This is a genomic window from Marinobacter fonticola (assembly GCF_008122265.1).
Lineage (GTDB): Bacteria > Pseudomonadota > Gammaproteobacteria > Pseudomonadales > Oleiphilaceae > Marinobacter_A > Marinobacter_A fonticola.
Window position 1 is genome coordinate 4,506,608 of record NZ_CP043042.1, and the last position, 21,647, is coordinate 4,528,254.

Genomic DNA, 21,647 nt, shown 5'->3' on the forward strand with positions numbered 1-21,647 from the left:
TCCCGATTGGTCTGTCTGTCACCGAAGGCGGACTGAAGGGCCAATGGTGCAGGTCATCACGACGCTTAAGCTGTACACTAATCAGCCAGCAGTCAGCATGGTAGGACATTATGCCGCCCACATCACTTAGCCATTGGCAAAACCAGGCCTCGGCCCTCCTCAGTGGCTTTCTCGGCGACTGGCTGGAAGCCCGGGCCAACCCTTTGGCCGTCCCCATGCAGCTCTTTAATCATGATCGGGCGCTCTCGCTGGATACGTTGGCCACGGAGGCGGGCGCGGAGCATAGGCGTACGCTGATCATCCTTATCCATGGCTTGACCGAGCTGGAAACGATCTGGGATTTCCCTGGCCAACCCGGCTACAACTACGCCACCGCGCTAAGCGAGCCCCTCGGTGCCACGGCTTTAACCCTGCGCTACAACTCTGGACGTGCAATCTACCAGAACGGCCGCGACCTCTCCGAGATGCTCGAACAACTGGTCGGTGCCTGGCCCGTGCCCGTGGAAAATCTGGTACTGGTGGGCCATAGCATGGGCGGACTGCTGATTCGCAGCGCCTGTCATTACGGCGCGGAGAACGCGTGCGGTTGGACCGAGCGCCTGGATAGCTGTATTTATTTGGGATCGCCCCACGACGGCTCGTGGCTGGCGCGTCTGGCCCACGGAACCACGGACCTGATGCAGCAGCTCCCACGGGATTATCTAAAGGCTGTGGCGGATTTGATTAATCTGCGCAGCGTCGGCATTCGCAATCTCAATCAGGGTGTGGTGACCGAGGGAGACAACGAAACTGCGCCCTTGATGGCAGGTGTGCGACACTTCGCCGTATCGGGCCTGCTCGGCCGCCAGCGCAATCATCCGGTCAACGCCCTGATCGGCGACGCTTTGGTGCATGAAGGTAGCGCCTGCGGCCAGGGCCAGGACGACTGGTGTCTGGATGGCACGGCGACCTTTCCGGGCATCCATCATATTCGTCTCGCCCACCACCCAAGGGTGCTGGCGCAATTGGAGGAATGGCTGCAATGAAGACAACACCCCCCGTATCGCGCCGGGACTGGTGGCTGGGCGTAATCGATCTGACCACCGCCGGTGTGGACGTTACCGCGACCCGGCTTGAAGCCGTGCATCTATCGATTGCAGACGAGACCTTCAACATTCTGGCCCGGATTCCCGTCACCCGCCCGGTCAGTCAGCGGGTGCGGCAACTGCATCACGGCATTTCGACTGTGAGCTATCGCACCGTCAGTGGAACGGCGCGGACCTTGAATAGCTGGTTGAGAGCCAGCGGGTAGTGAAGACTGGGGTCCTAGAGTAGGACCCTAGAGCCCGTTGACGTTTGGCCTAAGCCCCTGTGTCTGAATAGCTAACGCAAAATGATCAGCGGGCTGCGGCTGGTCTTGAGCATGTTGGTGGTGGTGCTTCCCACCAAAAACTGACGGATGCGGGAATGGCCATAGGCGCCCATCACCAGTAGATCGATGGCGTGCTCTTCCTGGTAGGCATGCAGCGTTTTTTCCACGTCTCCGGCGCGGATGCTCAGGTGAACCTCGCAGCCGGCCGCCGTGAGCTTTTGCTCTGCGGCTTTGAGCTGAGCCCGGGCGGTCTCGGATTCGGTGCCTACCATGACCAAGTGGAGCGGGAAATCGCGAAAGATCGGACTATTGGACAGCAGGTCCACGCCCCGCTGGACGGTTTCGCTGCCATCAAACGCCAGCATGGCACTGCGCGGCGGACTGAACTCGTCCGGCACCAAAAGGATGGGATGGTGCAGGGTGCGAATAACGGTTTCAAGCTGGCTACCGATATGGTCGTCGCGGTCGCTGCTGCTCTCGCCGTGCAATCCCATCACCAATAGGCGGATTTTATTTTCTATATCCAGCAGGCTTTCCGCCAAATCGCCGTGGCGCTGACGCTGCTGGACCGCCTCCACGCCATCCTCCCGCACCCTCGCCTGGGCCGCCTCCAGCATGTGCCGTCCTTGATCGAGTGCAAGGCGGCTGCGTTTCTGATCCAGCTCCGCCAGCTCTTCCAGTAGATGCTCGCGGCTGCCGAGACCGATGCTGCCCGCCAGGTCCGGTTCGGTGGGGTAGCGCTGCTGGTCCAACACGTGGAACAGCATCAGCGGCGCCGTGAGCCGGAGGGTGGCCCAGGCAGCATAGTCACAGACGGCCATGGTCGATCGTGAACCATCGATACATGCGACAACATTGGACATCGTTCCCTCCTATTTCGGCGCTCTGTTTCAGCACTCTGTTTCGGCGCTCGCCGCGCCCCGCCATCTTTCGTTCCCAGTGTGCCTTGAACCGATAGCCGGCGTCACGCAGCCATTCAGATGAAGTTGACCACACATAATAGGCCGACGGTTCCCATAACCAGGGTATACGGGAACGCCATCACCACCATTCGGCCGTAGGACAGCCTAACCAACGGCGCGATGGCCGAGGTCAGCAAAAATAGAAACGCCGCCTGGCCGTTCGGCGTGGCCACGCTGGGCAGGTTGGTGCCGGTGTTGATCGCCACCGCCAGCTTCTCGAAGTGAGCCTGGGAGATGGCACCCGACTCCAGCGCCTGTTTGATTTCGCTGATGTAGACCGTAGCCACGAAAACATTATCGCTGATCATCGACAGCAGGCCGTTGGCCACAAAAAACATGCCCGGCTGCTGGGACTCAGGCAGACTCAGCACATAGTTGATGACCGGCGTGAACAAGTGCTGCTCGTGGATCACCGCGACGATGGCGAAAAACACGATCAGTAGCGAGGTGAACGGCAGCGCTTCCTGGAATGCCTTGCCGATTTGGTGCTCATCGGTAATGCCGGTAAAGGACGTGATCAGGATGATGACCAGCAGGCCGATCAAGCCCACTTCGGCCAGATGGAACGCCAAACCGACCACCAGGACAATCGCGGCCAATCCCTGGATCCAGAGAGCAGCGCGATCAGAAGCGGTACGGCGAGCGCGCTCGTTGGCGGCGAATTCTTCCAGCACCTGACGCACCGGTTTGGGCAGGCGAGCCCCGTAACCGAACCAGCGCAGTTTCTCCAGCACCAAACAGGTGAACAGGCCGGCGACCAATACCGGCAGGCTCACCGGCGCCGTGCGCTGGAAGAAAGTGGCAAAATCCCAGCCCACTTCCTTGGCAATCAGCAAGTTCTGAGGCTCGCCCACCATAGTGGCAACACCACCCAGGGCGGTGCCGACAGCACCGTGCATCAGCAGGCTGCGAAGAAACGCGCGGAAATCCTCCAGATCCTCCCGGTGTAATTCGATGACACTTTCATCCGAATTGGCGTTGTGGTCGTCGTGATGGTAGCCCTTGCCCGAAGCCACCTTGTGGTAGACCGAATAGAAACCGACCGCAACGCTGATAATGACCGCGGTGACCGTCAAAGCATCGAGAAACGCCGAAAGAAACGCAGCCGCGAGGGAGAACAGTAGCGACAGCTTGGACTTGGACCGTACACCCACCAGAATCTGGGTAAACGTGACCAGTAGCAGGTCCTTCATGAAGTAGATGCCCGCCACCATGAACATCAGCAGCATGATCACCGGCAGGTTGTGCAGGACCTCCAGATAAACCGCATCCGCCGACGTCATGCCGATGAGCAGGGCCTCGATCGCCAGCAACCCGCCGGGCTGGAGTGGGTAGCATTTCAACGCCATCGCCAGCGTGAAGATGAACTCGCCGACCAGTAGCCAACCCGCGACGCCAGGGCCAAGTGCCCATAGCACCAGAGGATTGATGGCAAGGAAAAGTAGAATCGCCTGCTTGTACCAGGTCGGCGCATTGCCGAGAAAATTCGCGGTAAAGCCGCCAAATACAGTGGTTGGCATGGTATCCGCCGTCGTTTTTAGTTGTTGGAACGAGTCAATTGTTGTTTGAGATCGAAAGGAAGGGAACTTGAGCCGGATTAGGGCCGCTATATAAAGCGCGAGCACGGCATGGGGCGTCCCTGAGTCAAACCAGGCACATTGCCCGGCTCAACAAAAACCGGCGGAATAATAGCAAAACGCCGGCAGCTTTGTTACTGCCGCCATGTAAATGCCATCCATGGTCTGCTGCGCAGCCGCGCCTTCTCGAAAGCGAGTCTGCGACTGACCGGATTTAACAGAGCGTCGCCTTGTCCGGGTTGAATAGGCGAAACATCTTGATTCGCTTCAAATGATAATAATTTTCATTTGTATTTTTATCCAACTTCGACCTATCTTGAGGCTAGAGCACTAGGCAGTCGGCATGAACTGAAGAGGGGAGAGAAAGCATGAGCGAGCAAGTGACCCAAATGGCGGGATCGCCCACATCGCTGTGTCAGGCATGGCGCAAGTTGAGGCTTCAAGTGCAGGGCGACAACGTCAGAAAAACCAAGCCCACGAACAAGCGGAGCGCAGCACTAGGCCCACCTCTGGGGAGGACCTAGTGTGCCATGCTAGCGCGCAGTGCTGATGGTCTGAGCCGTCGAGGGATTTTCTACCGCATCGGCCAGCATTTCTGCAGTGATGGCGGAGAGCGTCCAACCCAGGTGACCATGACCGGTGTTATAGAACACGGTTGGCAGCCGACCCGGCCCGACCCGTGGCATCATGTTCGGCAGCATCGGCCGCAGCCCCGCCCAGGGTACGACCCGGCGCGTGCTCACGCCTGGGAAACATTGCTCGACCCAGGTCACTAGCGGCTGAACCCGGTTTGCTCGGATATCCCGGTTGTAGCCGCTGAATTCGGCCGTACCCGCCACCCGGAAACGGTCGTCGCCCAATCGACTGGTGACGATCTTGGTTTCATCGTCCAGCAGGCTGACGGTGGGCGCGGACTCTTGGGACTGCGGCTCGTCCAGGTGGACGGTGATCGAGTAGCCCTTAACCGGATAAATATTCACCCGGTCGCCGAGCTTGGCGGCCAGGGCACGGCTTCCCACGCCCGCACAGACGACCAGGCCATCGAACTCATGGCGCTGTTCATCCTCGCCGTCGCTTGACGTGACCCAGGCGCGGCTCTGGTCGGCGCCCAAATCAGTGACCGCGTGGCCGTAACGAGTTTCCACGCCCAGCCGCTCGGTAGCCGCAGCCAGGCCCTGCGTAAATTTGTGGATATCGCCCGTGGAATCGCTCTCCGTGAAGAAGCCGCCGTAATAGGTACCCGCCAGTGTCGGTTCGATGGCACGCATCTCTTCCGGCGTTACCGCACGGCGCTCAAGGCCCCCGGCTGCCAGCAGCTTGGTGACGTTCGCGGCGTGATCGAAGCCGGCCTTTTTGCGGTAGATATGCAGAATACCGCGACGCTCCAGATCGAAATCGATGCCCTCGTTCTTGGCCCACTCAAATAGGTGGTCTCGGGCGGCGATCGCCAAGCGCGCCGTTTCGGTGGTATTGGTTTCGTACTGGGGTATGGCGGCGATGAACTCGGCGAACCAGCTCAGCTTATGCCAGGAGGGCTTAGGGTTGACCAGCAAAGGCGCATCGTTGCGCATCATCCAGCGCAGGCCCTTAACGATGGTTTTCCAGTTGTTCCAGACTTCGGCGTTGGAGGCCGACAACTGCCCGCCATTGGCGAAAGACGTTTCCATCGCCGCGTAGCGGTGTTTTTCGAAGACAGTGACGTCGAGGCCACGCTTGGCCAAGGTGTAGGCGGTCGTAATACCGGTAATACCGCCGCCAATAACAGCAATACGTTTCATGATCATCTCCAGGCGCGTCGGGGTCAGCTTTCTACACAACTGCAGAAAGCACCCCTTCCGTCACTGAACCTGAGAGATTCACGCGCCGCTACACAAGTCCAGCGACCGCTTGCTCCTTCGGTGTGCCAACTGACGCAGATGTCGGCAGCTCTTCGGAAAGTGTCCCGTGATAGCGGTCCTTTTGCCTGAGAGTTTCCGGGGCAGTTGCTCCTTCGGCGCCGACCACACCGCAGTGTGGATCAGTCTCTCCCGCTATCACGTCGAATAATGGTGTTTATTTTGATCCGTAGCGGAAAGATAGCAGATATGCCGTTGGTAAAAAACATACCGCGCAAAACAGGCGTCGGTTGCCATAGGCTGACGCTAGGCTACGGGGCCGGAGGCCCCGGACCGGATATCTTTTATTCGACCGTCACACTCTTGGCCAAGTTGCGCGGCTGGTCCACATCGGTGCCTTTCAGTACAGCCACATGGTAGGACAGCAACTGCAACGGCACCGTATACACAATCGGCGCGGTAATCGGGTGAACTGCCGGGATCGACATCACATGGACGCCATCGTCCTCTGCCAGACCCGCTTCACCGTCGGCGAACACGAACAGCTCACCGCCCCGGGCACGAACCTCTTCCAGGTTGGACATGAGCTTTTCCATCATCATGTTATTGGGCGCCACGGTGACGACCGGCATTTCGCTGTCCACCAGGGCCAGCGGACCATGCTTGAGTTCGCCGGCGGGGTAGGCTTCCGCGTGGATATAGGAAATTTCCTTAAGCTTGAGGGCCCCTTCCAGGGCGACCGGGAACATGGCGCCCCGGCCCAGGAACAGGCTGTGGTGTTTGTCGATGAAGGCGCGGCTCAGATCGGCAATCTTGCCGTCCAGCGCGAGGACTTGTTCAACCTGTTTCGGCAACTGACGCAGCGCCTGGACAATTTCAGCTTCTTTCTCATTCCCCAGGCCATTACGACGGGCGAGTGCCAGGGTAAAGATCAGCAAAGCGGTAAGCTGGGTCGTGAACGCCTTGGTGGACGCAACGCCGATTTCCGGACCGGCCTGAGTCATGACCACTAAGTCGGATTCGCGGACCAGCGAACTGCCCGGCACGTTGCATACCGCCAGAGCTGCCCGGAAACCGGCCTGTTTGGCCTGGCGAAGTGCGGCCAGGGTATCGGCGGTCTCACCGGACTGGGAGATGGTTAGAAAGAGGGTATCGGGCTGTATCACGTGGCTGCGGTAACGGAATTCCGAGGCTACTTCCACTGAACAGGGCACGCCGGCCAGTTCTTCGATCCAGTAACGCGCCACCATACCGGCATGGTAACTGGTGCCGCAGGCAACGATCTGGACGTGACGGATATCCGCCAATAGATTCTCGGCGTCGGTGCCCAATGCCTGTTCCAGCACCTTACTGTCGGTCAGGCGGCCCTCCATGGTGGCCTGAATCACCTTGGGCTGCTCGTAGATTTCCTTGAGCATAAAGTGACGGTACTCGCCTTTATCGGCGGCGTCATGGCCGTGTTCGTAGCGGTGCGTTGGGCGCTCAACCGCTTGGCCGTCGCGATCCCAAAGACGTACGTTGTCTTTGCGGATTTCCGCCACATCGCCTTCTTCCAGGTAGATGAAGCGATCCGTTACCGGGAGCAAAGCCAACGGGTCGGAAGCGGCAAAATTCTCGCCGATACCCACACCCACAACCAGCGGGCTCCCTTCCCGGCTGACGATGATTCGCTCAGGATCGTCCGCATGGAGCACGGCCAGGGCGAAAGCGCCGCGCAGTTCGGCGATAGACGCCTTCACCGCCTCGAGCAAATCGCCGGCCTTGCGGAAATGCGATTCGATCAGATGGGCCACCACTTCGGTGTCGGTCTGGGAGGTGAAATTGAAGCCCTCGCCCTTCAGGCGTTCCCGCAGCGGCTGATAATTCTCAATAATACCGTTATGGACGATCGCCAGCCGCTCGCCGGACATGTGCGGATGGGCATTCTGCCGGGAAGGCTCCCCGTGGGTCGCCCAACGGGTATGGGCGATGCCCACGAGTCCGCGATTCGGCGAGGTTTTCAGGACGTCGGCCAAAGCGCTGACCTTGCCCACTTCCCGCTCCCGTACTAACGCGCCCGTTGGGTCCAACACTGCCATACCCGCAGAGTCGTAACCCCGGTATTCAAGCCGCCGCAGCCCCTCCAGCAAAATGGCCGGGACATCCCTTTCCGATACTGCACCTACAATTCCACACATACCTTTGTCCTAAACCTCGGTTATCGAGCCGGCTTAACGGCGAATCCATCGACTATTTCTTTTGCGGACGCGCCCAATCCTGAATGTTGCGCTGGCGACCGCGAGCAACAGCCAGCTCGTCGGCTTCGACGTCTCGAGTGATGGTGGAGCCGGCGCCGATAGTTGCGCCTTCGGCCACCGTCACCGGTGCGACCAATGCGGTATTGGAACCGACAAAGACGTCGTCGCCCAGACGGGTCTGGTGTTTGTTCACCCCATCATAGTTGCAGGTGATGGTGCCTGCACCCACATTCACATTACGGCCCAGCAAGGCATCGCCGACATAACTGAGATGATTGATCTTGCTGCCTTCGCCAACAATGGCCTTCTTGGTTTCGACGAAGTTACCCACTTTGGCGCCTTTTGCCAGCTCGGTGCCGGGACGTAGGCGAGCAAAGGGGCCGACCTGGGCGCCGGGTCCGACATCGGCGCCGTCAATCACGGAGTGGGCTTCGATCTGCGCACCTTCGCGCAGGACGGCATTGCGGATGAAGCAGTGGGGGCCGATAGCGACATTGGACTCAACGGTCACTTCACCCTCGAACACCACATTGACGTCGATGGTGGCGTCCTGGCCGACAGTAAGCCTGCCGCGCACATCGATTCGCGCGGGGTCGGCCAAGGTGGCGCCTTCGGTCATGAGCCGGCGGGCCTCCTCCGCTTGGTACCAACGTTCCAGCTCAGCCAGCTGGACGCGATTGTTCACGCCCTGCACTTCAAAGCCGGTGAGCGGATGAGCCACCTTGACGCCTACATTTTCTTTCACTGCCATGGCGATGACGTCGGTCAGGTAATATTCGCCCTGGGCATTACTGTTGGAGAGCTTCGGCAACCATTCCTTCAACTGGCGGGCCGACACGCCGAGAATGCCCGTATTCACTTCCCGGATACGCAGTTGTTCGCTGTTAGCGTCCTTTTGCTCGACGATGGACTGAACGTTGCCGCCGGTATCCCGCACGATGCGGCCATAGCCATCGGGATTGTCCAGCTCCACAGTGAGCAGTGCGATAGCGGCTTCGCTGACCTGATCAGCCAGGTGCTGAAGCGTTTCCGGCCGGGTCAACGGGACGTCGCCGTAGAGAATCAGAACCCGCGCCTCATCGGGTAGGTTGGGCAGGGCTTGGGCCACGGCATGGCCGGTGCCGAGCTGCTCTGACTGAAGCGCCCACTGGATATCCTCCGCCGGGGTCTCCGCGCGCACCTGATCGGCACCGTGGCCGATAACACCGTGAATGCCGGAAGCCCCGAGGGCCCGGGCAGTATCGATGACATGGTGAAGCATCGGTTTACCGGCGACCTTGTGAAGGACCTTGGGCAGGCTCGATTTCATGCGCGAGCCCTGACCGGCGGCGAGGATAACGACGTGGAGGGGTTGGGTCATAGCAGTCTGGATTCCTTGAAACGTAGAACGGTCGGTCCGTCACTCGGCGGCAGAGGGCGACCACGAAACAAAAAAGCCGCATCCTTCTATAACGGCACCGGGTACGGTGGCTACGTCAGGATGCGGCTTTCGAGTCTACCAGTAGATGCGTCAGGCGTCAGCGTGAGTTCCGCAGCTGCTGAATCGTTCTCAGCTTGGCGACGGCTTCGGCCAGCTCCACTGCTGCACGACCGTACTCGAACTCACCGGTCTTGTTCGCCAGAGCTTTCTCGGCTTCGCGCTGCGCTTGCTGGGCCGCCGCTTCGTCGACGTCTTTGGCACGGGTTGCCGTGTCAGCCAACAACGTGACTACCGAGGGCTGAACTTCAAGGTAACCACCGGAGACGTAGAGAATTTCCTCTTCACCACCCTGCTTGATCACCCGCACCGGACCCGGCTTGAGTTGAGTTAGCAGCGGGGTGTGTCCTGGTGCGATACCCAGATCACCTTCGGAGCCGGCCGCGATCAGCATCTCGACCAGCCCGGAGAAGATCTTCGTTTCAGCACTGACGACATCACAATGTATGGTCATAGCCATTTTTAGCCTCTTTGATCAGTCAGGAAGACGGCCTTACTTCTCTTTGGCCTTCATTTCCTTCGCTTTCTCAACGGCTTCCTCGATGGTACCGACCATGTAGAACGCCTGCTCAGGCATATCGTCATAGTCACCGTTCAGGATACCCTTGAAGCTGGCGATCGTCTCTTTCAGCGCCACATACTTACCTGGCGAGCCGGTGAAGACTTCTGCCACGTGGAACGGCTGGGACAGGAAGCGCTCAATCTTACGGGCGCGGGCAACAGTCAGCTTGTCTTCTTCCGACAGCTCGTCCATACCCAGAATGGCGATGATGTCCTTCAGCTCTTTGAAACGCTGCAGGTTCGTTTGCACGCCACGGGCCACTTCATAATGCTCCTGACCAATCACTAGCGGATCCAACTGACGAGAGGTGGAATCCAGCGGATCGATCGCCGGGTAGATACCCTTGGAAGCAATATCACGGCTCAGTACCACGGTCGCATCCAGGTGCGAGAAGGTGGTGGCCGGCGACGGGTCGGTCAAGTCATCCGCCGGTACGTAGACCGCCTGGATAGAGGTGATGGAACCGGTCTTGGTGGAGGTGATCCGCTCCTGCAACTGGCCCATCTCCTCGGCCAATGTCGGCTGGTAACCTACCGCGGACGGCATACGACCCAGCAGGGCCGAAACTTCGGTACCGGCCAAGGTGTAACGGTAGATGTTGTCGACGAACAACAGAACGTCGCGGCCTTCTTCACGGAACTTCTCGGCAATGGTCAGGCCGGTCAGGGCCACACGCAGACGGTTCCCGGGAGGCTCGTTCATCTGGCCGTAAACCATCGCCACCTTGTCGAGAACGTTGGACTCCTTCATTTCATAGTAGAAGTCGTTACCCTCACGGGTACGCTCGCCGACACCGGCGAATACGGACAGACCGGAGTGTTCTTTGGCGATGTTGTTGATCAGCTCCATCATGTTGACGGTCTTACCAACACCCGCGCCCCCGAACAGGCCAACCTTACCGCCCTTGGCGAAAGGACAGATCAGGTCGATGACCTTGATACCGGTTTCAAGCAGGTCCGCTGAAGCAGCCTGATCGGCGTAACCCGGTGCCTTGCGGTGGATCTCCCAACGCTCTTCTTCGCCGATTTCGCCGGCTTCGTCGATGGGACGCCCCAGCACGTCCATGATACGGCCCAGAGTCTGGGTGCCGACCGGGACGGAAATGGCGGCGTTGGTGTTCTCGGCCTTCATGCCACGCTTGAGGCCTTCGGTACTGCCCATGGCGATGGTTCGAACGATGCCGTCACCCAGCTGCTGCTGGACTTCCAGAGTCGTCTCGCCACCTTCAAGCAGCAGGGCGTCATATACTTTGGGTACGGAGTCACGTGGAAATTCCACGTCGATAACCGCGCCAATGATCTGAACGATGTGTCCGCTACTCATGCTCGGTTCCTCGTTATCTTGTAGTCACTAAAGCCAGTAGTCACTAAACAAATAGCCACTAAAACCAGTTGGATCGTGAGGTCATCAGACCGACGCTGCACCGCTCACGATTTCCGAAATCTCTTGGGTGATCGCTGCCTGACGGGCCTTGTTGTAGGCCAGCTGCAGGTCGTTGATGATGTCGCCGGCGTTATCGGTGGCGCTCTTCATAGCAATCATTCGCGCCGCCTGCTCACAGGCCAGGTTTTCCATCACACCCTGATAAACTTGAGATTCGATGTAACGTGTCAGAAGACCATCGAGAATCTGCCGGGCGTCCGGCTCGTAGATGTAATCCCACTGGTTCTTTTTGACGTCTTCATCTGTATCGGCGGGCAATGGCAGCAGTTGCTCGATCTCGGGACTCTGGGTCATGGTGTTCACGAATGCGTTACTGACCAGGTAGAGACGATCGATCTTGCCTTCCTCGAACGCGTCGAGCATGACCTTGACGTTGCCGATCAATTGTTCGGCACTGGGGGAGTCCCCCAGTTGGGTCAGCGCCGCGACGACGTTACCGCCATAGTTGCGGAAAAAGGAGGCGCCTTTCTGCCCAATAGCACAGAGGTCGGCTTCCACGCCCTTTTCCTTCCATTGCCGCATGTCCCGGACTAGGGTCTTGAACAGGTTGATGTTCAAGCCGCCACAGAGGCCACGATCCGAGGAGATCACGATATAGCCCACACGCTTGACATCGCGCTCGACCATGAACGGATGCGTATATTGGGCATTTGCCTTGGCAATATGCCCGATGACCTGCCGCATCTTCTCCGCATACGGGCGGGTCGCCTGCATGCGGTCCTGAGCCTTGCGCATCTTACTCGCCGCCACCATTTCCATGGCGGAGGTGATCTTCTGCGTGCTCTTGATGCTGGAGATCTGGTTACGTATTTCTTTTCCGACGGCCATAACTCACTGCCTTTTCAAGTTAGACACTCGCGAGCCTGAAACTGACAGGGCCCGCCGGTGGGGCGGGCCTGCGGCTTACCAGGTCTGAGTGGTCTTGAATTTCTCGATTGCAGCTTTCAGGTCCGCGGCGATCTCGTCGTTGTAATCGCCCTTCTCGTTGATCTTGGCCAGGAGCTCAGACTGTTCGCTGCGCATCCAATCCATCAGGGCGGCTTCGAATGCAACCACCTTGTCGACATCAACGTCGTCGAGGAAACCTTCGTTTGCTGCATATAGAACCGTACCCATTTCAGCCACGGACATCGGGCTGTACTGGTTCTGCTTCATCAATTCGGTGACACGCTGACCGTGCTCGAGCTGCTTACGGGTCGCCTCGTCCAGATCAGACGCAAACTGGGCGAAAGCCGCCAGTTCACGGTACTGAGCCAGAGCCAGACGGATACCGCCACCCAGCTTCTTCATGATTTTGGTCTGCGCGGAACCACCGACCCGGGAAACCGACACACCGGCGTTCATCGCCGGACGGATACCGGAGTTGAACAGGTTGGTTTCCAGGAAGATCTGACCGTCGGTAATCGAGATTACGTTGGTCGGTACGAACGCGGACACGTCGCCGGCCTGGGTTTCGATCAGCGGCAGGGCCGTCAGGGAACCGGTCTTGCCTTTGACTTCGCCGTTGGTCATCTGCTCAACGTAGTCAGCGTTAACGCGGGAAGCGCGCTCCAGCAGACGCGAGTGCAGGTAGAAAACGTCACCTGGGTAGGCCTCACGACCGGGCGGACGACGCAGCAGCAGGGAGATCTGACGATAGGCCACGGCCTGCTTGGACAGGTCGTCGAAGACAATCAACGCGTCTTCGCCGCGGTCGCGGAAGTATTCACCCATGGACGTACCGGAATACGGTGCCAGGAACTGCATAGCGGCCGGATCGGCAGCGCCGGCCGCAACCACGATGGTATGGTCCATAGCGCCGTGCTCTTCCAGCTTGCGCACCACGGCGGCAATGGAAGACTGCTTCTGGCCGACGGCGACATAGATACACTTGATGCCGCTGTCTTTCTGGTTGATGATCGCATCGATCGCCACAGCGGTCTTACCGATCTGGCGGTCGCCGATGATCAGCTCACGCTGGCCGCGACCGATAGGCACCATGGTGTCGATGGCTTTCAGACCGGTCTGGACCGGCTGGTCGACGGACTGACGAGCGATAACGCCCGGCGCGACTTTCTCGATCGGAGCGGTCAGCTCGGTGCCCAGATCACCCTTACCGTCAATCACGTTACCCAGTGCATCGACGACGCGGCCCAGCAGTTGCTCACCGACGGGCACTTCCAGGATACGACCGGTACAACGGACTTTACCGCCTTCTTCAAGACCTTCGTAATCACCCAGAACAACCGCACCGACGGAATCGCGCTCGAGGTTGAGCGCCATGCCGAAAATACCGTTGTCGAATTCAATCATCTCGCCATACATGACGTCGGCGAGACCGTGGACACGCACGATGCCGTCGGAGACCGACAGGATCGTACCTTCGTTGCGTGCTTCGGAAGAGATATCGAGTTTCTCGATTCTCTTCTTAATGATGTCACTGATCTCGGATGGATTCAGTTGCTGCATGCCTTTATCCTCAAACCTTGTGCTGAAATCAGGAGCCCAGTGCTTCGGCCAGCTTGGCGATCTTTCCGCGTACCGAGGCGTCGATAACCATGTCGCCAGCGCGGATTACCACACCCCCGATCAGGGCGGGATCGACCTTGGTTGCAAGACTCACTTTGCGATCCAGTTTCTTTGACAGTGCCTGGCTGAGCGTCTGCTGTTGCTCTTCTGTCAGCTCGAACGGCGCACTCACCTCAACATCCACAATGCGCTCGATATCGGCACGGTAGGTGTTATAGAGGTCGTTGATTTCCGGCAGCAGCGCCAGGCGTTTGCCTTGGGACAGGATGGATACAAAATTCCTGAACTGCTCGGAAACTGAGCCGTCGTAGAGGTCAATCAAGACTTCAGCCTTGCGCTCTTCATTCAGGTTGGGATTACCCAGAAGAGTACGCATGTCACTGTCAGACGTGACCTGTGCGGCAAAAGACAGCGAATCGGACCATTCGGCCAGTTGATTCTGGTCCTGAGCGGTCTGAAACGCAGCTTTTGCGTAGGGCCGGGCTAGCGTTATCAGTTCTGCCATGATGAACCTCTTTTAGAGTTCCGCTGCCAGCTTGTTCAGCATTTCGCTGTGCTTGTCGGCATCGACAGAGGTTTCCAGGATCTTCTCGGCGCCGGCAATCGCAATGGCAGCGATTTCCGCACGCAGCGCTTCCCGGGCCTGATTACGCTCCTGCTCGATTTCGGCCTTGGCCTGCTCAATCAGCTTCTGACCTTCCTTGCGGGCATCGTCTTTCGATGCTTCCACAATCTGATTGGCACGCTTGTTTGCCTGCTCGATCAGGGCCGCGGCCTCCTGTTTGGCTTCACGCAGTTCCTGGGCGGCTTTGTCCTGCGCCAGCTCCAGATCACGTGCAGCACGGTCGGAGGCGGCCAGACCATCAGCGATCTTCTTTTGTCGTTCCTGCAGGGCCGTCATGATCGGCGGCCAGACATACTTCATGCAGAAGACGACAAAGATAAAGAACGCGATGGCTTGACCGATCAGTGTCAAATTAATGTTCACGTCTTCACCTCTCGCCTGTCGTATAAGGGTCGTTCAAATCGGGTTCGCCTCTTGCGAGGCGGGACATTAACCGACCTGAGCGACGAACGGGTTGGCGAAGGTGAAGAACAGTGCAATACCAACACCGATCATGGTGACGGCGTCCAACAGACCGGCAACGATGAACATCTTGACCTGCAGCATCGGGGTCATTTCCGGCTGACGCGCAGCGCCTTCCAGGAATTTGCCACCCAGGATACCGAAGCCAATCGCAGTACCCAGGGCACCCAGGCCGATCAGCAATGCAACAGCAATCGCGGTCATTCCAACTACAGTTTCCATGATAACTCCCAGTTTCAGTTAGGTTTTCAAGTTAAGGGTTTAGGGTTTAAAAGTTTCAGCATTTCAACTACGGATTCGGTGTCTCAAAAACTAGTGATTATCTTCATGCGCCATGCTCAGGTACACGATGGTCAGCATCATGAAGATAAATGCCTGCAGCGTGATAATCAGAATGTGGAAAATAGCCCAGGGCACGGACAGCGTCCACTGCGCCCACAGCGGCAACAATGCAATCAGGATGAAGATCAGCTCGCCCGCGTAGAGGTTACCGAAAAGACGCAGTGCCAGTGAAACCGGCTTGGCCAGCAAGCTCACGCCTTCCAGCAGCAGGTTGACCGGGATCAGCAGGATCTTCAGGAAAATATTGTCAGAGGAGAACGGATGCAGAGTCAGCTCGCCGAGGAAACCGCCCAGGCCTTTGACCTTCAGGCTGTAATAAATAATCAGCGCGAAAACGGACAGCGACATGCCCAGGGTAATGTTGACGTCGGTCGTGGGGACCACCTTCATGTATTCGACGCCCGCGGCATGGAACAGCTGGGGCAGGAAATCCACCGGCACCAGGTCCATCAGGTTCATCAGGAAGACCCAGCAGAAGATGGTCAGCGCCAGCGGCGCTATGACCTTGTTCCGACCGTGGAAGGTTTCCTTCACACTGTTGTCGACAAACTCGACCATGATTTCAACGAAATTCTGCAGCCCACCCGGGACGCCCGTCGTGGCGCGCTTTGCTGCAATGCGGAACAAGGCCAGAAAAACAATACCGAGGAAAACCGCCCACCCGAGAGAATCCACGTGCAGGGCCCAAAACCCCATGCTGGACGCTTCTTCGCCGTTCTGCGCCAGGGTCCAGGTCGATTCTTGGAGAACCGTCCCGTCGACCCGCTCGTAGCCGGCGGGCAACTTGCCATAGGTCAAGTTGGTGAGGTGGTGCACGATGTATTCTGATGCAGTGCCTGCCATAGTATTCTCTCAGGTCCTGTTAGCTTCGCTGCGGTCCGCCGCTCGCGATGAGGGGCGTGAGCCAGTTCGTCACTAGCATGATCGCAAATGTTAAAAAAAGCGCCGCTACATCGAGCGGCTGAATCCATTTAAACGCCATCGTGAAGAGGACGGCGCACAAGATGAGCTTGCCGGCCTCACCCTGGTAAAAAGAACTGACTATCTGCTTCGCGGAACGCGCCCCGGCATGCCGGAATGCCTTGCGGGCGAAATAAGCATTGGGAAGCAAAAAGATGAAGCCTCCCAAAAAGGCGGAATAACTGGCAACCGTACTCTTCAATAAAAAGGCCAGACCCATAAGGATGACGATGCCGGTCTGGAACGTGAGCCACCGAAGTACGGGGGGGCGATTGATACCTTGATGCTTAGCTTTCGCCATTGAAGCCCCACACATAACCGGATACGGTCACTACCTGCACAAGCGCCCGAGATTATATGTTTTCAGGGTGTATGAATCAACAAAACCGCCCGGTTAACGGGCACCTGCATAGGAACCTGCGCGTCGAGATGGCACCGGTGGTTGTGGAAAACCGAAATAACCACAACATGTAGTGTTTTGTTCTGATATTGCGCCTAAATAGACTGGTTCTGGCGTTTATTTGATATGGCCGAGAATGCCATCCAGTTCGTCCAGCGAAGTGTACTCGATCACCAGTTTACCCTTGCCGCGTTGGCCGTGGTCGATCTGTACCCGGGCACCCAAGCGCTCTGCCAAATCGTTCTGTAATGCTCGGATATTGGGATCGACTTCGCCTTTGCGCGACTTCTTCGACGACGGATTTTCCTGCTGGATACGACGCACCAGCGCTTCGGTCTGGCGTACCGACAGTGACTTGGACACGACCTGGCGTGCCACTTGCGCCTGCTGCTCCGGCGGCAGGGTCAGCATGGCCCGGCCGTGCCCCATCTCCAGGTCGCCGTGCTCAAGCATGGTTCGAACATCTTCGGCCAGGCCGATCAATCGCAATAGATTGGTGATGGTCGTGCGGGACTTGCCCACCGCTTCGGCGACCTGGCCCTGAGTCAGGCCGAACTCGTCCTGCAAGCGCTGTAAGGCAAACGCTTCTTCGATGGGATTGAGGTTTTCGCGCTGAATGTTCTCGATCAGCGCCATGGCGATGGCTGCTTCGTCCGGCACATCGCGGATGATCGCAGGGATACGATCCAATTCAGCCAACTGAGTAGCCCGCCAGCGACGTTCGCCCGCGATCAGCTCGAAGCGGCCTTCCGGCAACGGACGCAACACAACGGGCTGCATCACGCCCTGCTGACGGATGGAGTCGGCCAGTTCCTGCAAGGCCGTCTGATCCATGTCCCGGCGCGGCTGGTAGCGGCTGCGCTGAATCAGGTCGACCGGAATCTCCCGCAATTCGCCGTCGTGCTCGCTAACATCCCGGTCCAGGTTGACCTTGGAGCCCGCCAGCAATGCGCCTAATCCGCGCTCGCCCAATCCTCGTTTTTTCGCCGCCATCGTTTCCGTCATTCTGTTATCAGTGTTATCGAAGAATTTTCAGAGCTATCGGAGAGAGTCCGATGTCATCGACGAACTACCGGTACCGGCTCAGACGGCGACCGGTTGCGTCGGGCGTTGCTGTCCGTTACGCCGGACCATTTCGCCCGCCAGGGCCAGGTAGGCAATCGCGCCTTTGGAGGTACGATCATATTTGAGTGCCGGCACCCCATAGCTGGGCGCCTCGGCCAGGCGTACGTTGCGGGGGATAACCGCTTTATAGACCTTATCGCCGAAATATTCGTTGAGCTGGGCAGACACATCCAGCGTCAGGCTGTTACGTGGGTCGTACATGGTACGCAGGATCCCTTCCAGCGCCAGCTGCGGGTTCACGGTTTCCTGGATCTGCTCCACCGTGTTCATCAATGCCGCCAAACCTTCCAGCGCATAGTACTCGCACTGCATGGGAATCAGCACACTATCGGCCGCCGATAGCGCATTGACCGTCAACAGGTTCAGCGACGGCGGACAGTCCACCAGAATATAGTCGTAGCGATCCCGCACGCTATTGAGCTGCAAACGCAGGCGGTGCTCACGGCCAATCTCGTTCATCAACTCGACTTCCGCCGCGGTCAGGTCACCGTTGGCCGGTAGAATATCGTAGCCGGAGGCCTCCGCATGCACGATGACATCGGCAGCCGACTGGCGTTTTGTGAGCACGTCATAGCCTGACAGGCCCAGGGCATTCTTGTCCACGCCGCTGCCCATCGTCGCGTTTCCCTGCGGATCCATATCCACCAGCAATACGCGACGCTTGGTCGCGCTTAGGGAGGCTGCCAGATTCACGCAAGTGGTGGTCTTACCCACACCGCCTTTCTGGTTAGTCACCGCGATGACTCGCGCCATGGTTAGCCTCCTGTCGTCCGAACGCGATCAATGATAAGCAAGTGACGTGCCCCGCCACAACCGGGAATCGTCAGCTCGATATTGTCCGCTAATTGCCAGGCGCTGGGCAGCGCAGCCAGTTCATCATCGGGGAACTGTCCCTTCATGGCCAGAAACTGGCCATCCTGCGCCAGCATATGCCCGCACCAGTCGACCAGATTTTCCAGAGCGGTGAACGCACGGCTGGTGATTTGCTGGAAAGGCTGCTGCGGACAGACGTCCTCGGCCCGGGCATGGATCACCTCGACATTGTCCAAACCCAATTCAAGCACACATTGGGTGAGGAAGCGGGTTTTCTTACTATTGCTGTCGAGCAGGGTGAATCGGCGCTCGGGAAACGCCAAAGCCAGCGGAATACCGGGTAGACCGCCGCCCGCGCCAACATCCAGCACGGCATCCGCATGGATATAAGGCATGATCGCCAAGCTGTCGAGCAACTGGCGCGATACCATTTGCGAGGGATCCCGCACCGCGGTCAGGTTATAGGCTTTGTTCCACTTCTGCAGTAACCCCAAAAACGCCAGTTGGCCTTCCTGGGTCACCGGATCGAGTGCGATCTCAAGGCGCTGTAAGCCGGCTTCCAACTGCGCCGGCCAGGCGGTATCGATAGGCGCACTCATGCAGACTGCTTGCGCAACAGGTCCCGTTTTTTCAGGTGCACCAGCAGTTGCGAGATCGCCGCCGGTGTCACGCCCTGGATCCGCGATGCCTGAGCCACGGTTTCCGGACGCACATCCTTGAGCTTCTGCTTGATCTCGTTGGACAGACCGCCCACCGTGTCATAGTCCAGATCCACCGGTAGCGGCAGATTTTCGTTGCGGCGCAGGCGCTCGATCTCGGCTTCCTGACGCGAGATGTAGCCTTCGTACTTCACCTCGATCTCCACCTGGGTAGATACGATCTCGCCCGCATGCTCGCCGGTGATATCGGCGATATGGGCGTAGCTGATCTCCGGGCGGCGCAGCAGATCCGCCAGGGTATGCTCTTTCTGCAGAGGCTTTTGCAGGTGCTGGCTGGCGCGCTCGGCTTCCGGCGTATTCGGATGCACGTGAGTCTTGTCCAGGCGCTGGCGCTCGACGGCGATGGCGTCACGCTTGGTGTTGAACTGCTGCCAGCGACGCTCGTCCACCAGCCCCAGTTTGTAGCCGGTCTCGGTCAGGCGAAGATCGGCGTTGTCCTCGCGCAGGATCAAACGATACTCGGCACGGCTGGTGAACATCCGATAGGGTTCGGACGTCCCCATGGTGATCAAATCGTCTACCAACACACCCAGATAGGCTTCGTCCCGGCGCGGGTACCAGCTGTCTTTCTCCTGGGCCCGCAGCGCGGCGTTGATACCCGCCAGCAGGCCCTGGGCGCCGGCTTCTTCATAGCCGGTGGTGCCGTTGATCTGCCCGGCGAAGTACAGGCCGGCGATGAACTTGGTTTCCAGCGTGTGGCGCAGGTCCTGCGGGTTCAGGTAGTCATACTCGATGGCATAACCCGGTCGTGTGATGTGGGCATTCTCGAAGCCCGGAATCGAACGCACCGCCTTGAGCTGGATATCGAACGGCAAACTGGTTGAGATGCCGTTGGGATACAGCTCTTTGGTCGTCAGACCTTCCGGCTCGACAAAAATCTGGTGGGAGTCTTTATCGGCAAATCGACTCACCTTGTCCTCGATGGACGGGCAGTAACGCGGGCCGACACCCTCGATATCGCCGGCAAACATCGGCGAGCGATCAAAACCGCTGCGGATGATGTCGTGGGTTTCCTCGGTGGTGCGGGTGACGTAACAGCACACCTGTTCCGGGTGCTGCTCGCGAGAACCCAGGAACGACATCACCGGCGTCGGGTCGTCGCCCCATTGCTCCTGCATAACGGAAAAATCCACCGAACGGCTGTCGATGCGTGGGGGCGTGCCGGTTTTCAGGCGACCCACGTTGAACGGGAGTTCGCGCAGACGCTGGGCCAGCGCAATCGCGGGGGGATCGCCCGCCCGGCCACCGGCATGGTTCTTGAGCCCCATGTGGATAACGCCACCCAGGAACGTGCCGGTCGTCAGCACCACGGTTTCGGCGTTGAAGCGGATACCGGTCTGAGTCACGACACCGCGGACCTGTTCGCCTTCGACGATTAAATCGTCCGCCGCCTGCTGGAAAATGGTCAGGTTAGGCTGGTTTTCCAGAATGTGGCGGATCGCCGCTTTATACAGCACGCGGTCGGCCTGGGCGCGGGTTGCCCGCACTGCGGGTCCCTTGCGCGAGTTGAGCACCCGGAACTGGATGCCGGCCTGGTCGGTGGCCATCGCCATGGCGCCGCCCAGAGCATCGATTTCCTTGACCAGGTGGCTCTTACCGATACCGCCGATGGCCGGATTGCAGGACATCTGGCCCAGGGTTTCAATATTGTGAGTCAGCAACAGCGTACGGGAACCCATGCGCGCCGCCGCCAGGGCAGCTTCGGTACCGGCATGGCCGCCGCCGATTACGATGACATCGAAACGATCCGGGAATTCCACGTTACACCTCGAGAGACGGGGGAACTTCTGGTTAAGCCTGTGGGCGATTCTGCGAGCCTTAAGGGCCTCTCTGGCAAGGCGCGAGTCGCTAATAGACTTTACTCAGGGGTTCCTCGACAAAATGGGGGCGAAGTATACCGTTTACCTCGTAAAAATTGCAGGGGTAATGCGCAATTTTTAACCAGCCCAAAAAGCAAACCCGTTCAGTTGTTCCAGTTTTGCTAAAAATTACTTATGCGTCATGTGTTTGCCGAGCGCTTTTGAGAAATGTTTTCAATAAAGTTATCCACATTCAGGGCAGCTTTTGAGAAGCTTAAAAAATGCAGTAAATCATTGTTATTTAACAGCTAAGTATAATCTATTCATTAATCGCCCAGAGGTTATCCCTGAACTTATCCACAATATCCGAAATTTTACCGACCGACTCAGACGGCATGGCCTTGCAAGCGGGCTAGTTGGCATTCCCCCGTAACGTTATAGCGCTCGGCA

Annotated in this window: 20 protein-coding genes and 1 riboswitch; of the genes, 2 read left to right on the forward strand and 18 right to left on the reverse strand. The window is 58.4% G+C overall.

Translation table 11 applies throughout. The features are described from left to right. Positions 1 to 110 precede the first annotated feature (110 nt). Positions 111 to 1,025 (forward strand): esterase/lipase family protein, encoded by a 915-nt coding sequence (locus FXO11_RS20050; protein WP_148864701.1) that lies wholly within the window; start codon positions 111 to 113, stop codon positions 1,023 to 1,025. Beyond that, on the forward strand, positions 1,022 to 1,291 hold the full coding sequence (locus tag FXO11_RS20055) for a hypothetical protein (RefSeq protein WP_148864702.1): 270 nt from the start codon (positions 1,022 to 1,024) through the stop codon (positions 1,289 to 1,291). The genes FXO11_RS20050 and FXO11_RS20055 overlap by 4 nt, the downstream gene beginning before the upstream one ends. A gap of 71 nt (positions 1,292 to 1,362) precedes the next feature. Here the strand turns inward: FXO11_RS20055 and FXO11_RS20060 are convergent, their stop codons facing one another. The 18 genes from FXO11_RS20060 to mnmG form a co-directional block, all read right to left on the reverse strand. After that, positions 1,363 to 2,214 (reverse strand): universal stress protein, encoded by an 852-nt coding sequence (locus FXO11_RS20060; protein WP_148864703.1) that lies wholly within the window; start codon positions 2,212 to 2,214, stop codon positions 1,363 to 1,365. Positions 2,215 to 2,327: 113 nt separating this feature from the next. Then, a complete protein-coding gene (gene nhaB, locus FXO11_RS20065; protein ID WP_148864704.1) occupies positions 2,328 to 3,833 on the reverse strand; it encodes a sodium/proton antiporter NhaB in 1,506 nt (501 codons plus the stop codon). Between the two features lie 590 nt (positions 3,834 to 4,423). Next, entirely contained in the window at positions 4,424 to 5,668 is a 1,245-nt protein-coding gene (locus tag FXO11_RS20070; RefSeq protein WP_148864705.1) for a D-amino acid dehydrogenase, read from the reverse strand. 163 nt (positions 5,669 to 5,831) lie between these two features. After that, positions 5,832 to 5,930: riboswitch (glycine riboswitch) on the reverse strand. Between the two features lie 139 nt (positions 5,931 to 6,069). After that, positions 6,070 to 7,902, reverse strand: a complete 1,833-nt coding sequence (gene glmS / locus FXO11_RS20075) for a glutamine--fructose-6-phosphate transaminase (isomerizing) (RefSeq protein WP_148864706.1) — start codon at positions 7,900 to 7,902, stop codon at positions 6,070 to 6,072. Positions 7,903 to 7,954: 52 nt separating this feature from the next. Continuing rightward, positions 7,955 to 9,322: a bifunctional UDP-N-acetylglucosamine diphosphorylase/glucosamine-1-phosphate N-acetyltransferase GlmU gene (glmU, locus tag FXO11_RS20080; RefSeq protein ID WP_148864707.1), complete on the reverse strand. Its 1,368-nt coding sequence runs from the start codon at positions 9,320 to 9,322 to the stop codon at positions 7,955 to 7,957. 157 nt (positions 9,323 to 9,479) lie between these two features. Further along, positions 9,480 to 9,899 carry a F0F1 ATP synthase subunit epsilon gene (locus tag FXO11_RS20085; protein WP_148864708.1) on the reverse strand — a complete coding sequence of 140 codons (420 nt, stop codon included), beginning with the start codon at positions 9,897 to 9,899 and terminating at the stop codon, positions 9,480 to 9,482. A gap of 33 nt (positions 9,900 to 9,932) precedes the next feature. Beyond that, entirely contained in the window at positions 9,933 to 11,324 is a 1,392-nt protein-coding gene (gene atpD / locus FXO11_RS20090; RefSeq protein ID WP_148864709.1) for a F0F1 ATP synthase subunit beta, read from the reverse strand. Between the two features lie 84 nt (positions 11,325 to 11,408). Continuing rightward, positions 11,409 to 12,272: a F0F1 ATP synthase subunit gamma gene (gene atpG, locus FXO11_RS20095; protein ID WP_148864710.1), complete on the reverse strand. Its 864-nt coding sequence runs from the start codon at positions 12,270 to 12,272 to the stop codon at positions 11,409 to 11,411. A gap of 75 nt (positions 12,273 to 12,347) precedes the next feature. Continuing rightward, positions 12,348 to 13,892, reverse strand: a complete 1,545-nt coding sequence (atpA, locus tag FXO11_RS20100) for a F0F1 ATP synthase subunit alpha (protein WP_148864711.1) — start codon at positions 13,890 to 13,892, stop codon at positions 12,348 to 12,350. Positions 13,893 to 13,920: 28 nt separating this feature from the next. Next, positions 13,921 to 14,457, reverse strand: a complete 537-nt coding sequence (locus tag FXO11_RS20105; RefSeq protein ID WP_148864712.1) for a F0F1 ATP synthase subunit delta — start codon at positions 14,455 to 14,457, stop codon at positions 13,921 to 13,923. Positions 14,458 to 14,469: 12 nt separating this feature from the next. Next, positions 14,470 to 14,940, reverse strand: coding sequence for a F0F1 ATP synthase subunit B (locus FXO11_RS20110; protein ID WP_148864713.1), 471 nt, complete (start codon positions 14,938 to 14,940; stop codon positions 14,470 to 14,472). A 66-nt stretch (positions 14,941 to 15,006) separates the two neighbouring features. Then, positions 15,007 to 15,261 carry a F0F1 ATP synthase subunit C gene (gene atpE / locus FXO11_RS20115; protein ID WP_004579640.1) on the reverse strand — a complete coding sequence of 85 codons (255 nt, stop codon included), beginning with the start codon at positions 15,259 to 15,261 and terminating at the stop codon, positions 15,007 to 15,009. Between the two features lie 90 nt (positions 15,262 to 15,351). Continuing rightward, positions 15,352 to 16,224 carry a F0F1 ATP synthase subunit A gene (gene atpB / locus FXO11_RS20120; RefSeq protein ID WP_148864714.1) on the reverse strand — a complete coding sequence of 291 codons (873 nt, stop codon included), beginning with the start codon at positions 16,222 to 16,224 and terminating at the stop codon, positions 15,352 to 15,354. A gap of 19 nt (positions 16,225 to 16,243) precedes the next feature. After that, the gene (locus FXO11_RS20125) at positions 16,244 to 16,642 is read right to left on the reverse strand and encodes a F0F1 ATP synthase subunit I (protein WP_148864715.1); all 399 of its coding nucleotides are present in this window, start codon (positions 16,640 to 16,642) and stop codon (positions 16,244 to 16,246) included. Positions 16,643 to 16,858: 216 nt separating this feature from the next. Beyond that, the gene (locus FXO11_RS20130) at positions 16,859 to 17,734 is read right to left on the reverse strand and encodes a ParB/RepB/Spo0J family partition protein (RefSeq protein ID WP_148865001.1); all 876 of its coding nucleotides are present in this window, start codon (positions 17,732 to 17,734) and stop codon (positions 16,859 to 16,861) included. Between the two features lie 90 nt (positions 17,735 to 17,824). Next, complete coding sequence (locus FXO11_RS20135; protein ID WP_148864716.1) at positions 17,825 to 18,619, reverse strand: ParA family protein; 795 nt, start codon at positions 18,617 to 18,619, stop codon at positions 17,825 to 17,827. A gap of 2 nt (positions 18,620 to 18,621) precedes the next feature. Next, on the reverse strand, positions 18,622 to 19,278 hold the full coding sequence (gene rsmG, locus FXO11_RS20140) for a 16S rRNA (guanine(527)-N(7))-methyltransferase RsmG (RefSeq protein ID WP_148864717.1): 657 nt from the start codon (positions 19,276 to 19,278) through the stop codon (positions 18,622 to 18,624). Then, positions 19,275 to 21,158, reverse strand: a complete 1,884-nt coding sequence (gene mnmG, locus FXO11_RS20145) for a tRNA uridine-5-carboxymethylaminomethyl(34) synthesis enzyme MnmG (protein WP_148864718.1) — start codon at positions 21,156 to 21,158, stop codon at positions 19,275 to 19,277. Before mnmG ends, rsmG begins: the two co-directional genes overlap by 4 nt. Positions 21,159 to 21,647: the final 489 nt, after the last annotated feature.

Excerpts from the sequence above, each read along its gene's own strand:
- atpB (WP_148864714.1), bottom strand. The coding sequence starts at position 16,224 with ATGGCAGGCACTGCATCAGAATACATCGTGCACCACCTCACCAACTTG.
- FXO11_RS20125 (WP_148864715.1), bottom strand. The coding sequence starts at position 16,642 with ATGGCGAAAGCTAAGCATCAAGGTATCAATCGCCCCCCCGTACTTCGG.
- atpD (WP_148864709.1), bottom strand. The coding sequence starts at position 11,324 with ATGAGTAGCGGACACATCGTTCAGATCATTGGCGCGGTTATCGACGTG.
- FXO11_RS20085 (WP_148864708.1), bottom strand. The coding sequence starts at position 9,899 with ATGGCTATGACCATACATTGTGATGTCGTCAGTGCTGAAACGAAGATC.
- glmU (WP_148864707.1), bottom strand. The coding sequence starts at position 9,322 with ATGACCCAACCCCTCCACGTCGTTATCCTCGCCGCCGGTCAGGGCTCG.
- rsmG (WP_148864717.1), bottom strand. The coding sequence starts at position 19,278 with ATGAGTGCGCCTATCGATACCGCCTGGCCGGCGCAGTTGGAAGCCGGC.
- FXO11_RS20055 (WP_148864702.1), top strand. The coding sequence starts at position 1,022 with ATGAAGACAACACCCCCCGTATCGCGCCGGGACTGGTGGCTGGGCGTA.
- atpE (WP_004579640.1), bottom strand. The coding sequence starts at position 15,261 with ATGGAAACTGTAGTTGGAATGACCGCGATTGCTGTTGCATTGCTGATC.
- nhaB (WP_148864704.1), bottom strand. The coding sequence starts at position 3,833 with ATGCCAACCACTGTATTTGGCGGCTTTACCGCGAATTTTCTCGGCAAT.
- atpG (WP_148864710.1), bottom strand. The coding sequence starts at position 12,272 with ATGGCCGTCGGAAAAGAAATACGTAACCAGATCTCCAGCATCAAGAGC.
- FXO11_RS20060 (WP_148864703.1), bottom strand. The coding sequence starts at position 2,214 with ATGTCCAATGTTGTCGCATGTATCGATGGTTCACGATCGACCATGGCC.
- FXO11_RS20130 (WP_148865001.1), bottom strand. The coding sequence starts at position 17,734 with ATGGCGGCGAAAAAACGAGGATTGGGCGAGCGCGGATTAGGCGCATTG.
- glmS (WP_148864706.1), bottom strand. The coding sequence starts at position 7,902 with ATGTGTGGAATTGTAGGTGCAGTATCGGAAAGGGATGTCCCGGCCATT.
- FXO11_RS20070 (WP_148864705.1), bottom strand. The coding sequence starts at position 5,668 with ATGAAACGTATTGCTGTTATTGGCGGCGGTATTACCGGTATTACGACC.
- FXO11_RS20105 (WP_148864712.1), bottom strand. The coding sequence starts at position 14,457 with ATGGCAGAACTGATAACGCTAGCCCGGCCCTACGCAAAAGCTGCGTTT.
- FXO11_RS20050 (WP_148864701.1), top strand. The coding sequence starts at position 111 with ATGCCGCCCACATCACTTAGCCATTGGCAAAACCAGGCCTCGGCCCTC.
- atpA (WP_148864711.1), bottom strand. The coding sequence starts at position 13,892 with ATGCAGCAACTGAATCCATCCGAGATCAGTGACATCATTAAGAAGAGA.
- FXO11_RS20135 (WP_148864716.1), bottom strand. The coding sequence starts at position 18,619 with ATGGCGCGAGTCATCGCGGTGACTAACCAGAAAGGCGGTGTGGGTAAG.